Source organism: Defluviimonas sp. D31 (genome assembly GCF_033436765.1).
In the GTDB taxonomy this organism is placed as follows: Bacteria; Pseudomonadota; Alphaproteobacteria; order Rhodobacterales; family Rhodobacteraceae; genus Albidovulum.
Genome location: NZ_JAWQFN010000001.1, coordinates 667,675 through 680,987, shown reverse-complemented (window position 1 = coordinate 680,987; position 13,313 = coordinate 667,675). Strand labels below are relative to the sequence as shown.

Annotated in this window: 9 protein-coding genes and 1 tRNA gene; 4 read left to right on the top strand and 6 right to left on the bottom strand. The window is 70.4% G+C overall.

Translation table 11 applies throughout. From position 1 onward, the window contains the following. Positions 1–44: 44 nt before the first annotated feature. The 4 genes from R5H32_RS03290 to R5H32_RS03275 all read right to left on the bottom strand — a co-directional run bounded on the left by R5H32_RS03290 (position 45) and on the right by R5H32_RS03275 (position 6,853). A complete protein-coding gene (locus R5H32_RS03290) occupies positions 45–2,492 on the bottom strand; it encodes a heavy metal translocating P-type ATPase (RefSeq protein ID WP_318337250.1) in 2,448 nt (815 codons plus the stop codon). Between the two features lie 75 nt (positions 2,493–2,567). Next, on the bottom strand, positions 2,568–3,779 hold the full coding sequence (locus R5H32_RS03285; RefSeq protein ID WP_318337249.1) for an efflux RND transporter periplasmic adaptor subunit: 1,212 nt from the start codon (positions 3,777–3,779) through the stop codon (positions 2,568–2,570). A 3-nt stretch (positions 3,780–3,782) separates the two neighbouring features. Continuing rightward, the gene (locus R5H32_RS03280) at positions 3,783–6,152 is read right to left on the bottom strand and encodes an ABC transporter permease (protein ID WP_318337248.1); all 2,370 of its coding nucleotides are present in this window, start codon (positions 6,150–6,152) and stop codon (positions 3,783–3,785) included. Then, positions 6,146–6,853: an ABC transporter ATP-binding protein gene (locus tag R5H32_RS03275; RefSeq protein ID WP_318337247.1), complete on the bottom strand. Its 708-nt coding sequence runs from the start codon at positions 6,851–6,853 to the stop codon at positions 6,146–6,148. Before R5H32_RS03275 ends, R5H32_RS03280 begins: the two co-directional genes overlap by 7 nt. A 189-nt stretch (positions 6,854–7,042) precedes the next feature. On the opposite strand from R5H32_RS03275, the gene R5H32_RS03270 reads away from it, so the two are divergent. Both R5H32_RS03270 and mnmH read left to right on the top strand, forming a co-directional pair. After that, complete coding sequence (locus tag R5H32_RS03270) at positions 7,043–7,672, top strand: L,D-transpeptidase (protein ID WP_318337246.1); 630 nt, start codon at positions 7,043–7,045, stop codon at positions 7,670–7,672. A 43-nt stretch (positions 7,673–7,715) separates the two neighbouring features. Then, positions 7,716–8,786 carry a tRNA 2-selenouridine(34) synthase MnmH gene (gene mnmH / locus R5H32_RS03265; RefSeq protein WP_318337245.1) on the top strand — a complete coding sequence of 357 codons (1,071 nt, stop codon included), beginning with the start codon at positions 7,716–7,718 and terminating at the stop codon, positions 8,784–8,786. An 83-nt stretch (positions 8,787–8,869) separates the two neighbouring features. Here the strand turns inward: mnmH and selD are convergent, their stop codons facing one another. Further along, positions 8,870–11,050 carry a selenide, water dikinase SelD gene (selD, locus tag R5H32_RS03260; RefSeq protein ID WP_318337244.1) on the bottom strand — a complete coding sequence of 727 codons (2,181 nt, stop codon included), beginning with the start codon at positions 11,048–11,050 and terminating at the stop codon, positions 8,870–8,872. A gap of 110 nt (positions 11,051–11,160) precedes the next feature. Here selD and R5H32_RS03255 point away from each other — a divergent pair, with 110 nt between their 5' ends. Both R5H32_RS03255 and R5H32_RS03250 read left to right on the top strand, forming a co-directional pair. Next, the gene (locus R5H32_RS03255) at positions 11,161–12,171 is read left to right on the top strand and encodes an NAD-dependent epimerase/dehydratase family protein (RefSeq protein WP_318337243.1); all 1,011 of its coding nucleotides are present in this window, start codon (positions 11,161–11,163) and stop codon (positions 12,169–12,171) included. Positions 12,172–12,227: 56 nt separating this feature from the next. Beyond that, positions 12,228–12,304 (top strand) — tRNA-Met (locus tag R5H32_RS03250). A 19-nt stretch (positions 12,305–12,323) separates the two neighbouring features. Here the strand turns inward: R5H32_RS03250 and R5H32_RS03245 are convergent. Beyond that, on the bottom strand, positions 12,324–13,202 hold the full coding sequence (locus R5H32_RS03245) for a LysR substrate-binding domain-containing protein (RefSeq protein ID WP_318337242.1): 879 nt from the start codon (positions 13,200–13,202) through the stop codon (positions 12,324–12,326). Positions 13,203–13,313 lie beyond the last annotated feature (111 nt).

Here is a 13,313-nt window from a genome sequence, read left to right as displayed (position 1 = left end):
GCCCCCCGGGACCCCCCGGGGGTATTTCGGCAATGAAGAAGGGATCAGGCGCGTGCCTGCCGCCATGGGCCGGCGCGGCGGAGCCGGAGCGCGTTCGTCACCACGAAGACCGAGGAGAGCGCCATCGCGGCGGCGGCGAGCATCGGCGAGAGCAGCATGCCGTTCACCGGGTAGAGGAGACCGGCGGCGACCGGGATGAGGAGCACGTTGTAGCCGAAGGCCCAGAAGAGGTTCTGGCGGATGTTGCGCATCGTCGCGCGCGAGAGCCGGACCGCGTCGGCGACCGCGCCGGGGTCGCCGGTCATCAGCACCACCTCGGCGGCCTCGATCGCGACATCGGTGCCGGTGCCCATGGCGATGCCGATATCGGCGGCGGCGAGGGCGGGGGCGTCGTTGATGCCGTCGCCGGTGAAGGCGGTCGTGCCTTGCGATTTGAGGGATTCGAGGGCCGCGACCTTGCCTTCTGGCAGGACCTCGGCCTCGACATGGTCGATGCCGAGGCCGGCGGCGATGGCCTCGGCCGTGGCCCTGGTGTCGCCGGAGATCATCGCGGTCTTCACGCCCATCTCGTGGAGCGCGGCGATTGCCGACCTGGCACCCGGTTTGACCGGGTCCGCGACGGCGAGGAGCGCGGCTGGTCTTCCGTCGACGGCGATCAGGATCGGGGTCTTGGCCTCGGCGGCGAGGCGCGCGGTCTCGGGGGCGAGGGGAGCCGCGTCGATCCCGGCCTCGGCGAGCGCGCGGGCATTGCCGATGAGGAGCTCGAGGCCGCCCACGCGCGCGGCGAGGCCGCGGCCGGGCAGCGCCTTCGCGTTCTCCGCCTCGGGCGGGGTGAGGCCGCGCGCCTCCGCCTCGGCGAGGATCGCCCGGGCGAGCGGGTGTTCGGAGCGCGCCTCGGAGCCGGCAGCGAGGGCGAGGACGGTGTCGGCATCGAAGCCGTTCGCGGGGATCAGATCGGTGAGGCGCGGCGTGCCCTCGGTCAGGGTGCCGGTCTTGTCGAAGGCGACGATGCGCGCCTCGGAGAGCCGCTGGAGCGCGTCGCCGCGGCGAAAGAGGAGGCCGAGCTCGGCGCCGCGGCCGGTGCCGACAAGGATAGAGACCGGGGTGGCGAGCCCCATCGCGCAAGGACAGGCGATGATCAGGACCGAGATCCCGGCGACCAGCGCATGGGTGAGCGCGGGGGCGGGGCCGACCAGGAGCCAGGTGAGAAAGGACAGCGCGGCAAGCGCCATCACCGCGGGGACGAACCAGAGCGTGATCCGGTCGACGAGCGCCTGGACCGGGAGTTTCGCGCCCTGCGCATCGGCGACCATGGCGATGATCCGGGCAAGGACGGTATCGGCACCGGTGGCGGTGACGCGGAAGCTGAGGGCCGCAGCGCCGTTCACGGTGCCGCCGGTGACCGGGGCGCCCGCGTCCTTCTCGACCGGGGCGGGTTCGCCGGTGAGCATGGATTCGTCGATCCAGCCATGCCCCGCGGTCACGATGCCGTCGACCGCGACGCGTTCGCCGGGGGCGAGGCGGATGATGTCGCCGGGGGCGAGGTCCTCGACCGGCACGTCCTCGACGCCGCCGTCGCGCTCGACCCGCGCGGTGTCGGGGCGGAGCCCGATGAGCCGCCGGATCGCCTCGCCGGCCTGGCCCTTGGCGCGGGCCTCGAGGAGCCGGCCGAGCAGGATCAGCGTGACGATGGTGGCGGCGGCCTCGTAATAGACGCCGCGCGCGGCCTCGGGGAGAAGGCCGGGGGCGAAGGTCGCGACCGCGGAATAGGCGAAGGCGGCGAGGCTTCCGAGCGCCACGAGCGAGTTCATCTCGGGCGCGCCGCGCAGGAGCGCGGGAATGCCGTGGCGGAAGAAGAGGAAGCCGGGGCCGAGGAGAATTGCCGCGGTCAGAACGAACTGGATGCGCCAGGAATTGGCTTCGCCGAGCGTTCCCATGACCCAGTGGTGAAACGCGGGCACCATGTGGGTGCCCATCGCGAGCACGACGACCGGGACCGCGAGCACGGCCGAGATCGCGACGGCGCGGCGGAGTTTTGCGGCCTCGTCGGCCTGACGGTCGCCCGAAGGTGCCGCCTTGAGGGCCGGCTTCGCAGCATAACCGGCGGCGGTGACGGCTGCGGCGAGCGCCTCGGGCGTCGTGGTGCCGGAGGTGTAGCGGATGCGGGCCGACTGGGTGGCGAGGTTGACCTCGGCCTCCGCGACGCCCGGAACGGACTTCAAGGCCCGTTCCACCCGACCGACGCAGGAGGCGCAGGTCATGCCCTCGACCTCGAGCCGGGTCTCGATCTCCGTGGCGGGGTAGCCCGCCGCCTTCAGCGCCGCGGCGAGCGTCACCGCATCGGTGCCGTCGAAATCGACGCTCGCGGTGCCGGCGATGAGGTTCACCTGCGCGTCCTCGACGCCTGAGACGGCTTTTAGCGCGCGCTCGACGCGGCCGACGCAGGAGGCGCAGCTCATGCCCTCGACGGTGAAGGTGGTGTGGGTGGTCATGGGGCCTCCTTCCGCCGATAGATGTGGGGCGGAGGGGGGAAAGTCAAACGCGCGTGTCGCCGCAGGACCGCCCGATCAGGGTGCGCCGCGGTCGGTGACCGGCGTGCCCTCGGCAATGGCGTCGGAGGGGTGCAGGATCACCCGGTCGCCGGGGGCGAGGCCGTCGGTGACTTCGGCCGCGGTGCCGTTCCGGCGGCCGATCGCGACCGGGGTCAGGCGGGCGGCGCTGTCCATCTCGCGAAAGACCGCCCATTGGCCGTCCCGCCGAAAGAGCGCCGAAAGCGGCACCTGAAGCACATCGGCGCCTTCCCAGGTGACGATGCGCAGATAGACCGCGAAGCCGTCGCCGAGGCCCTTGCGCGTCTCGGGCGGGCTGGTGATGTCGAAGATCGCGTCGACGCGCTGCTCCTCGATGCCGAGGGCGGAGACCTTGGTGCGGGCCGAGGGTTCGACGCGCCGCAAAGTCGCCTCGAGCGGCACCGGGCCACCCCAGCGTTCGACGATGGCGCGGGTGCCGGGTTCGAGGCCCACCGCATCGGCTGAGAGAAGGTCGGCGACGATCTCCAGATCGTCGGTGCGGCCGAGCGAGACGAGCCTCGTGCCCGCAAGGACCGGCCGCTCGCTGACGATGTCGACCGAAAGAACGGTGCCGGTGATCGGCGCGCGGAGCGTGACGCAGCATTGCTCGCCGGGGCCGGAGGCCGCGCCCGGCTCGATCAGCGCGGCGCGGGCGCGTTGCAGGGCGCTCGTCGACATCGCCACGTTCGACTGCGCGGCTTCGCGCGCGGCGAGGCGGATCGAGAGGATCTGGCTCGCGTCCTCGAGCTGGGTCAGCGAGGTGACACCGCGCTCGGCGAGCGTCTGGGCGCGGTCGAACTGGCTTTGCGCATGGGTGAGCTCCTCCTCCGCCTGCCGGAGCTGGGCCTCGGCGAAGCGGAGCGCCGCCTCGGCTTCCTGCACCGCGGCCTGGGCCTGCTGGCGCGAGCGCGCGTCGAGGAGGGCCGGAGCCGCGGGTTCGACCACCGCGACCACCGTTTCGCCCGCGACCACCGGATCGCCGACCTCCACCGGCGCCCGGCGCGCGGTGCCGAAGATCGGGGTTGCGACATCGAAGACGTCATGGATCCGGGTTTCGCCGTCGGCGTTCACGGTGACCATCATCGGCCCGCGCGCGAGTTCGGCGATGTCGACCGGCACCGGCTCGGTCCGAAAACCGATCCAGCCGAGCCCGGCCAGCGTCGCTGCGCCAATGAGGCCGATGATGTAGTGGCGCGGTTGCAGGGCCATGGGTCACTCCCTTGTTTTCATGACCGCGACGAGGTCGAGCCTGTCGATGCGGCGGCGCACGATGAGCGCCGAGATGAGCGCGGTGACGAGCACGATCAGGCTCGCGCGGGCGAAGGTGGAGGGGACGATCACGAAGGGGATCTCGTAAAGGTCGCTCGTCACGCCCTGGGTGAAGGCCCAGGCGATGCCCATGCCGGCGAGCCAGCCGAAGGGTTGGGCGAGGAGGGCCAGCACCATCGTCTCGCCGACGAGGATGAAGGAGACCTCGCCGCGCGAGAAGCCGAGGATCCTGAGGCTCGCGAGCTCGCGGGCGCGCTCGGAAAGCTGGATGCGGGCGCCGTTGTAGGTGACGCCCACCGTGATCAAGACGGCGATGACGATGTAGACCGTCGCGGTGATGTCGATGTTCTTCTGGATCGTGTCCTTGAACGAGCGCAGCATGTCGGTGAGCATCGCCGTCCCGGCGAGCGCCGGCATCTCGTTGAGCGCGCGGTGGAATTCGGCCCTGTGCGCCTCGTCGATGGTCACGTTGGCGACCGAGACGCGCGGCGCTTGGCGGCGGATCGCGTTCAGCGTCTCGAAATCGGCATAGGCGCCGAGGCCGATGTATTGCGGGATCGTCGCGTGGAGCGGCAGCGACACTGTCTCGCGGCGGCCCGACAGGAACTCGACCTCGACAGGATCGCCGATGGCGAGGTCGAGCTGCTCGGCGAGCCGCTCGGTGAGGACGAGCCCGCCCGGCGCTACCGCGGTGACGCGGCCCGCGTCGGTGACGACGCGCGAGAGATCGGAATCGGGGCGGCGCGCCTCGATCCCGGTGTGCTTTTGGAGATGGCCGTTCCGGAGGATCACCGCTTCGCTCAACTGCCCCTCGATCTGGAGGGCGCCGGGCAGGCTGCGCAACTCGTCGAGCGCGATCTCGGGCAGGTCTTCGGTGAACATGAGAACGACATCCTGACGGTTGGCGAGGCCGAATGTGGTGTCGAGCATCTTGTCGAGCGCGTCGTCGAAGAAGTTCGCCGCGGCGAGGACGGCGACGGCCATGGAAAGCCCGAGCGCGCTCGCCGCCGCGCGGAGCGGCCAGCGAACGAGGTTGCGCAGGATCATCATCGCCGGCTGCGACAGGCGCAGGCGGGCCATGATCCGGTCGATGAGCCCGCGGCGGAAGCGCGGCGGCGCGGGCGGCTGCATCGCGACGGCTGGCGGCAGGCGCGCGGCCTTGAGCGCCACCCTGAGCGCGCCAAAGGCGGCGGAGCCGAGACCGATCAGGCCGGAGATCGCGTAGACCGTCCAGGAGCCGCGGAAGATCAGGTAGGGGAAGTTGAAGAAGTCGGCATAGAGCGTGGCGAGCCCATGTGCCATCCAGGCGCCAAAGCCCCAGCCGACGAGGATGCCGACCACCGCCGTCAGCCCGGCGAGCATGAGGTAGTGCATCGCAATCGCGGCGTTGGAATAGCCCAGGGCCTTCAGGAGCCCGATCTCGGAGCGTTCGAGCGCGACGATGCGGCCAAGCACCATGTTCACGAGAAAGGCGGCGACGCCGAAGAAGATCGGCGGCAGGACGACCGTCATGGTCCAGAGCTGGTCCATCTCGGAGGAGACGAAACTGTCGGAGATCTGGCGGTCGCGGCCGTAGGCGCCGGTGCCGCCATAGGGGTCGAGCAGGGCGTCGAGCCGGTCTATGACCTCGGCCTCGCTCGCGCCGGCATAAAGCGCGATGGTCACGCTGTTGAAGGCGCCCGACATGTCGAAGGCGGCCTGCACCGCGCGTTCGGGCATCCAGATGACCGCGAAGCCCTCCTTGTCGGGCATCAGCGCGCCGGGGCCGAGCGCGTAGATGAACTCGGGCGAGAGCACGGTGCCGGTGATCGTGAGCTCGCGCCTTGCGCCGTTCAGGTTGGCCGAGAAGCGGTCGCCGGGCCGGTAGCCGTTGGCGAGCGCGAAGGGCTCGTTGACCGCGATCTCGGCTTCGGCATCGGGGTCGGGCAGGCGGCCCGAGCGCAGGATCGGCAGGTTGAGAAGCGGCTCCCCCGAGGCGGGCAGCGAGAGGATCTGGCCGACCGCGACCTCCTCGCGCCCCGGCAGGTCGAGCATCACCATGCCCTCGGTCCGCGCCTCGGCGGTGCGGATGCCGGGGATCGCGGCGATCTCGGGCAGAAGCGACATCGGCGCGCGCCGCGCCGGGGCCCAGAGATCGGCGAGGCGGTTGCGCCCGTAATAGGCGTCGCGGCTGTCGCCGAGCGCCTGGTACATGCCGAACGACGTCAGGAGCGCCGCGACACCGCAGGCCAGAACCATGGAGATCGCGAGGACCTGCGCCCAGAGGCGGAAGAAGTCGCGCAGGAGCTTTCGGTCGAGCGCGTGCATCACCATTCGATCTCCGAGGGCGCGAGCCGGGTGTCGTTGGTCTCGACGGAGGAGATGCGGCCGTCCTGAAAGCGGAGGACCCGGTGCGCCATCTTCCGGATCATCGCGTTGTGGGTGATCACCACGGTCGCGGTGCCGAGTTGCTCGTTCACGGTCTGCAGCGCCTCGAGAACCTGGACGCCGGTCTTGCTGTCCAATGCGCCGGTCGGCTCGTCGCAAAGAAGCACTTCGGGCCGCTTGGCGATGGCCCGCGCGATCGCCACCCGCTGCTGCTCGCCGCCCGAAAGCTCGGCCGGGAAATGGTCGAGCCTTGGTTCGAGCCCGACGAGCGCCAGCGCCTCGGCCGGGCGCATCGGGTGTTTCGAGACATCGGTGACGAGCTGGACGTTCTCGCGGGCGGTGAGCGAGGCGACGAGGTTGTAGAACTGGAAGACGAAGCCGACATGGTCGCGCCGGTAGGCGGTGAGCTGGCGGTCGCCCATGCCGGTGAGCTCCAGGTCGCGAAACCAGACCCGGCCCGAGGTCGCGCCGTCGAGCCCGCCGAGGATGTTCAGAAGCGTCGACTTGCCCGAGCCGGAGGGGCCGAGCAGGACCGTCAGCTCGCCCTCGTAAAGCTCCAGATCGACGCCGGCGAGGGCGTGGACCTTCACCTTGCCGGTGTCGTAGATCTTGGTGAGGCTTTCGGTTCTGAAGACAGGCGGGGCCATGGCAAGTCCTTTGCGATCCTATCGCCCGGAGTGCGGGCCGCGTCATTGATCTGGCGCAATCTGGAGACGACGATCGTGGCGGTGTCTTAATCCATAATGGCATGTCCGTGCCGTAACGAGGCCATATTCTTCGGAAAAAACCGATCCAACGGTGCTGTTTTTGGGTTAGAATGGAAAATACCGCCCTGCATGGGCGGCGCTGCAGAGGAGATCGAGACGATGCCCGACCGTCGTGCGCTTGTGACCGGAGCCCTCGCCGCGGGGATGTTCGCCGCCCTGCCGCCCGCCGCTCGCGCCGCCGCCGGGCAAGCGACAGCGACGTCCGCCCAGCCGGTGCCCGGCCTCACGATCGCGCCGGAGTTCTACCCCACCGTGATGCGAGTCAAGCGCAGCTTCGTGCAGGGCTCGATTCATGTGCTCTCGTCGCAGCATTTCCTCTATTTCATCGACAAGCCCGGCTGGGCGGTCCGCTACGGCGTCGCGGTGGGCAAGGCCGAGCTCGTCTATCGCGGTCAGGCCGTGGTCGGGCGCAAGGTCGAGTGGCCGAGCTGGAAGCCGACGCCAGAGATGATCGAACGCAATCCTGCGGCCTACGCGAAATATGCCGACGGCATGCCGGGCGGGCCGAACAACCCATTGGGCGCGCGGGCGCTCTATCTCTACCAGAACGGCCATGACACCGCGATCCGGATCCACGGCACGACCGAGCCGAACTCGATCGGGCGCTCGGTCTCGAACGGCTGCATCCGGATGGTCAACTCCCATGTCGTCGACCTCTACAACCGCGTCGCGCTCGGCGCGCCGGTGACGGTCTACTGAAGCCCCCCCTTCCGGCGCAGCGCGCGGGGCGCTATGAGGGGCCATGGCGCTGACCCTCACCTCCCTTGCCCAAGTGGCCGCGTTCGATTTCGACATGGTGATCGACGTGCGCTCGCCCTCGGAATATGCCGAGGATCACCTGCCGGGCGCGATCAACCTGCCGGTGCTCGACGATGATGAGCGCGCCCGCGTCGGCACGATCTACAAGCAGGACTCGCCCTTCCTCGCCCGCAAGCTCGGTGCCGCCCTCGTGGCGCGGAGCGCGGCGCGGCATCTCGAAGGGCCGCTTGCGGATCTGCCGGGCGGCTGGCGGCCCCTGGTCTATTGCTGGCGCGGCGGCCAGCGGTCGGGCTCCTTCGCGACGATCCTCGGCCAGGTCGGCTGGCGGGTGGAACTGGTGCAGGGCGGCTACAAGGCCTGGCGCACGCTCGTGGTCGAGGAGTTACAGGAACGCCCCGTCCGGGCCCCGGTCGTGGTGCTCGACGGCAATACCGGCTCGGCCAAGACCGAGGTTCTCGGGCTCCTCGCGGCCGAGGGGCTGCAGGTGATCGACCTCGAAGGGCTCGCCAACCATCGCGGTTCGCTCTTCGGCGACATGCCCGGCGGCCAGCCCTCGCAGAAGGCGTTCGAGGGGCGGCTCGCCACGGCGCTCGCCGCGCTCGATCCGGACCGGCCGGTGGTGGTGGAGGCGGAAAGCTCGCGCGTCGGCAACCTCTCGGTGCCGAAGCAGCTCTGGGCGGCGATGTGCGCCGCGCCGCGGGTCCGGATATCGGCGCCGCTGGCGGCGCGGGCGGACTATCTCGCGCGGGCCTATGCCGATGTCACCGACGATCCGGCGCGGCTCGCCGCCGTGGTGGAGCGATTGCGGCCGGTCCATTCCGCCGAGGTGATCGAGACCTGGCTCGGGCTCGCGGGGCAGGGCGCCTATCCCGATCTCGCGCGCGACCTGATGCAGCGCCACTACGACCCGCGCTACGAAAAACACCGGGCGCGTTTCGAGCCGGACCGCGAGGCCGTGGTCGAGACCCCGAGCCTCGCCCCGGATGCGCTGCCCCCGCTCGCAAGCGCAGTGGCCGCGGCCGCGCGGCGCCTCGCGGTACCTGCGCGGGACTGACCCCGCCCGAGTGCCCGTCGCCTTTACGACGGGCGCGAGAGATCGCGTGCGCCCGGAACGGGCGCTCCGCCGGATCAGCCGGATCAGTCCTCGACCGTCAGGAAGGCGGGACCCTCGGTCAGCTCGCCGATGACCGCCGCCGGTTCACCCGCATCGCGCAGCCGGCGGACGAGATCCATCGCCGCCTCTGCCGGCACGGCGGCGAGAAGGCCGCCCCCGGTCTGCGGATCGAAGAGCAGGTCGGCGCGCGGGCTCTCTGTCAGGAACATCCGCGCCATCACCGCGCGGTTCGCGGGCAACAGAGTCGATCCATGCCCCGCCGCCGCCAGCGCCTCGGCGCCGGGAAGGAGCGGAACGTGGCGGAGCGAGATCCGCGCTGCCGTGTCCGAGGCCTCGAGCATCGTCATCAGGTGGCCGGCGAGGCCGAAACCGGTGATGTCGGTCATCGCATGGGCCTCGGGTCCGAGGATGCGCGCCGCCGCGCCCTGGGTCCGCGCCATCGAGGCGAGCGCCCCGGCCACCACGTCGCCCGGCGCGGCGCGGGCCATCTCGGCGGCGAGGATCACGCCGGTGCCGATCGGCTTGGTCAGGATCAGCCAGTCGCCCGGACGCGCGTCGGACTGGGCGAGCGCCGCGCCGGCCGACAGGCCGGTGACGGTGAAGCCGATCGTCAGCTCGGCGCCGAGGCTCGTGTGGCCGCCGACGACATCGGCGCCCTCGACGCCGAAGGTCTCGGCCGCCGCCGCCATGATCTCGCGCAGGGTCTCGGCCTGGAGCCGCGGCGACATGCGCGGCAGGATCACCTGGGCGAGAGCCGCCTGCGGTCGCGCGCCCATCGACCAGACATCGCCCATCGCATGAATCGCGGTGATCCGGGCCAGGAGCCAGGGATCCTCGGTAAAGGCGCGGACATGGTCGGTCGTGATCACCTGCTGGCCCTTGCCGTGGGCGAGGACCGCGGCGTCGTCGCCGGGGCCGGATATCACGTCGGGGCGATGCGGCGCGGGCAGGCCCGCGAGCGCTGCCTTGAGATCGGCCTGGCCGACCTTGGCGCCGCAGCCGCCGCAGAGCGGCTTGCCGCGGCCAAGCTCCTCGCGCACCCCGGCCGCGACGCGCGCGGGCAGGGCGGGCGGGTCCATCGCCGGCAGCTCGTGGAACTTCGCCATGAAGCGGCGGTCGATCCGGTCCTTACAGCGCCAGAGCCAGGCGCCGTCGAGCGGCAGACCCCACTTGTCGGCGACCGCGTGCTTCGATCCGGTCGAGATGAGCTTGAGATAGTCCGATTGCGGCCGGTAGCGCCGCATCCGCCCCTTGCCGGTCAGCGCGACGCCGAGATTGCGCAGGAGCACCGGCGCCTGGCGCACGGCGAAGACCCCGGCCTTCGGGCGCGGCGCGTGGGACAGATGCGCGATGTCGCCCGCGGCGAAGATCGCCGGGTCGCCGGTCGAGCGCAGCGTCGGACCGACCATTACGAATCCATCCTTGAGCGGCAGCCCGGTCGTGGCGAGCCACCCCGGCGCCCGCGCCGCGGCAGTGCCGATCACGAAATCGGCCGGGACGAGCTGGCCGTCGGCGAGCCGCACGCCGTCAGGCTCCACCGCCGCGGCGGGCATCTCCTCGATCAGGGTGATCCGGGCGCGGTCGAGATGCGCCCGGAGCGCCCGGCCCGCCCCTCTGCCGAGCGCGGCGAGCGCGCGATCGCGCTCGACGAGCGTGACCGAAGCCTCGGAACCGAGCCGGTGGCGGGCCGCGAGCGCGAGTTCCACCCCCGCGACGCCGGCGCCGACCACGGCGACCCTGGCGCCGGCCGCGCCGGCGGGACGCAGGCCGACATAGGCCTCCCAGCGATCGGCGAAGGCGTCGAGAGGTTTCGCCGGCACCGCGAAATCGGAAAAGCCCGGCAGGCGCGGCATCTCGGCGGTGATGCCGATGTCGATAGAGGCGATGTCATAGGCCACGTCGGGCCGCCCCGGCACGATCACCCGGCGCGCCGCGCGGTCGATCCCCGCGGCGCGGCCGAGGATGAGCCGCGCCCCGGCGTGGCGGGCAAGTTGCACCAGGTCGATCTGCAAGGCCTCGCGCGGGTAATGCCCGGCGATATGGCCGGGCAACATGCCGGAATAGGCCGCGGTCGGCGCCGGGTTGATCAGCGTCAGCCGCACACCGGGCAGGGGTCGCATCCCCCACATCCGCAGCACCAGCGCATGGGTATGGCCGCCGCCGATCAGGACGAGGTCGCGGGTGAGCGGAATCTGGGGCTGCATCGGGGCTCCTTTCCCGCTCTCCCTAGCGCGGCGCGCGGCGTTTGGCGATGCCCGGCCTTGGCCCCCGCGCGCCGACCGGCTATTCATCGCGCGAGGGCAGGGAGGACAGCATGCGCGTCTACATCACCGGGGCGGCCGGTTTCATCGGTTTCCACCTCGCTAAGCTCCTGCTCGACGAGGGGATCCGGGTCCACGGCATGGACGGGATGACCGACTATTACGACGTGGCGCTGAAGCGGGCGCGTCTCGGCATACTGATGCAAACGCCGGGATTCGGCTTCACCGAATGCATGCTCGAGGACAGCGCGGCGCTCGTCGCGGACATGGGCGCGTTCAAGCCCGATGTCGTCGTCCATCTCGCCGCCCAGGCCGGCGTGCGCTACAGCCTCGAGGCGCCGCGGAGCTACCTTTCGTCGAACATCGAGGGCACGTTCAACGTGATGGAGGCGGCGCGCGACCTCGGCGTGAAGCACCTGCTGCTCGCCTCGACCTCCTCGGTCTTCGGCGCCAATACCGAGATGCCCTACCGCGAGACCGCCAAGGCGGACCTGCAGGTGTCGCTCTATGCCGCGACCAAGAAGGCGACCGAGGCGCTGTCCCATTCCTGGGCGCATCTTTATCACCTGCCAACGACCTGCTTCCGGTTCTTCACCGTCTACGGCCCCTGGGGGCGCCCGGACATGGCGCCGTTCAAGTTCACCAAGGCGATTCTCGCGGGCGATCCGATCGACGTCTACGGCCACGGCCAGATGTACCGCGACTTCACCTATGTGACCGACCTCGTGCGCGGCGTGCGGCTTCTCATCGACGCCGTGCCCGAGCGGCCTGCGGGCCCCGAGGCGATCGCAGAGGGCGACAGCCTGTCGCCGGTGGCGCCGTGGCGGGTGGTCAATATCGGCAACGGCGAGAAGGTGGCGCTCGGCGATTTCATCGCCGCGATCGAGGCCGCGGCGGGCAAACCCGCGAAACGCAACCTGATGGAGATGCAGAAGGGCGACGTGCAGGCGACCTGGGCCGACAACAGCCTCATGCGGCGACTCACCGGCTACGGGCCGGAAACCGACATCCGTACCGGGATGGCGGCCTTCGTCGGCTGGTACCGCGACTATCATGGTGTGTGAGGGCCGAGATTCGCCCTTGACGGGGCGCGGGGGCTGGCATACCTAGCCCGCGCAGTGGCTAGGTAGCTCAGCTGGTTAGAGCACGTGACTCATAATCACGGGGTCGGGGGTTCGAGTCCCCCCCTCGCCACCACTTCCCCTCCAGACAGACATCATCCTCGCTCCGCCGCCGCGATCAGCCAGTCTGCGAAGGCCGCGACGTCCGGATTTGCCAGCGTTCCCGCCTCATAGGCGAGGAAATAGCCATAATCATCAAGGGCATGCTCCGACAGGCGGCAAAGCCGGCCGCTGTCGATCTCCGGCTGCACCAGCGCGTCGTTGAGCGCGATTCCCTGGCCGTCGATCACCGCCTGGACGCGCACGTTCGGGTCGGCGACCGTGAGGACCGCGCTCCGCGCCGCGAAGGGCAGGCCGGCGGCGCGGTGCCAGTCGGCCCAGGCGGCGCTGCCGGAGCGGTCGGCGAGCAGGGTGAGCCGCCCGAGCGCGGCAGCAAGCCCCGCGTCGCGCACGAGCGCCGTCGCCGCAGGTGCTCCGGTGGCGAAGGCAGGGCAAAGAAAGAGCGGGCGGATCGCCACGTCGCTCCAGTCGCCCTTGCCCCAGCGGATCGCGAGGTCGATGCCCTCGCCCTGCAACTCGGTCAGGTCGACCATTGGCTGGATACGGATTCGGACCCTGGGATGGGCCTCGAGGAAGTTCATCAGCCGGGGGGAGAGCCAGCGCGAGGCGAAATAGGTGGTCACGCCGACCGTCACCGGCCTTTCGGACGCCTCGCGCAGATCGGCGATTCGCGCCTCGACCGTGTCGAAGGCGGCCTTCAGCGTGGCCGCCAGTTCCTGCCCCTTGGCCGTTGGAGCGATGCCGCGCGGCAGGCGCGTGAAGAGCGCGAACCCGAGCACGTCCTCGAGTCCGCGGATCTGGTGGCTCACCGCGCCCTTTGTGAGGTTCAACTCCTCGGCGGCGGCGGCGAAGCTCGCATGACGCGCGACAGTGGCGAAAACGCGCAGGCTGTCGTAATGGCGGAACCGCATCATTTGCGTATAGGAAAACTATACAACAAGAGCAAATCAATTCGCTTGTCGATTTGCTGAACTGGCCTTTTCTATGGGCGTATCCGGGCAATTCCGCATCCGGCGATCCAGCCA

What these genes read in the sequence shown, in the direction of transcription:
- R5H32_RS03290 (WP_318337250.1), bottom strand. Translation starts at nt 2,492, where the DNA reads ATGACCACCCACACCACCTTCACCGTCGAGGGCATGAGCTGCGCCTCC.
- R5H32_RS03285 (WP_318337249.1), bottom strand. Translation starts at nt 3,779, where the DNA reads ATGGCCCTGCAACCGCGCCACTACATCATCGGCCTCATTGGCGCAGCG.
- R5H32_RS03280 (WP_318337248.1), bottom strand. Translation starts at nt 6,152, where the DNA reads ATGGTGATGCACGCGCTCGACCGAAAGCTCCTGCGCGACTTCTTCCGC.
- R5H32_RS03275 (WP_318337247.1), bottom strand. Translation starts at nt 6,853, where the DNA reads ATGGCCCCGCCTGTCTTCAGAACCGAAAGCCTCACCAAGATCTACGAC.
- R5H32_RS03270 (WP_318337246.1), top strand. Translation starts at nt 7,043, where the DNA reads ATGGGCGGCGCTGCAGAGGAGATCGAGACGATGCCCGACCGTCGTGCG.
- mnmH (WP_318337245.1), top strand. Translation starts at nt 7,716, where the DNA reads ATGGCGCTGACCCTCACCTCCCTTGCCCAAGTGGCCGCGTTCGATTTC.
- selD (WP_318337244.1), bottom strand. Translation starts at nt 11,050, where the DNA reads ATGCAGCCCCAGATTCCGCTCACCCGCGACCTCGTCCTGATCGGCGGC.
- R5H32_RS03255 (WP_318337243.1), top strand. Translation starts at nt 11,161, where the DNA reads ATGCGCGTCTACATCACCGGGGCGGCCGGTTTCATCGGTTTCCACCTC.
- R5H32_RS03245 (WP_318337242.1), bottom strand. Translation starts at nt 13,202, where the DNA reads ATGATGCGGTTCCGCCATTACGACAGCCTGCGCGTTTTCGCCACTGTC.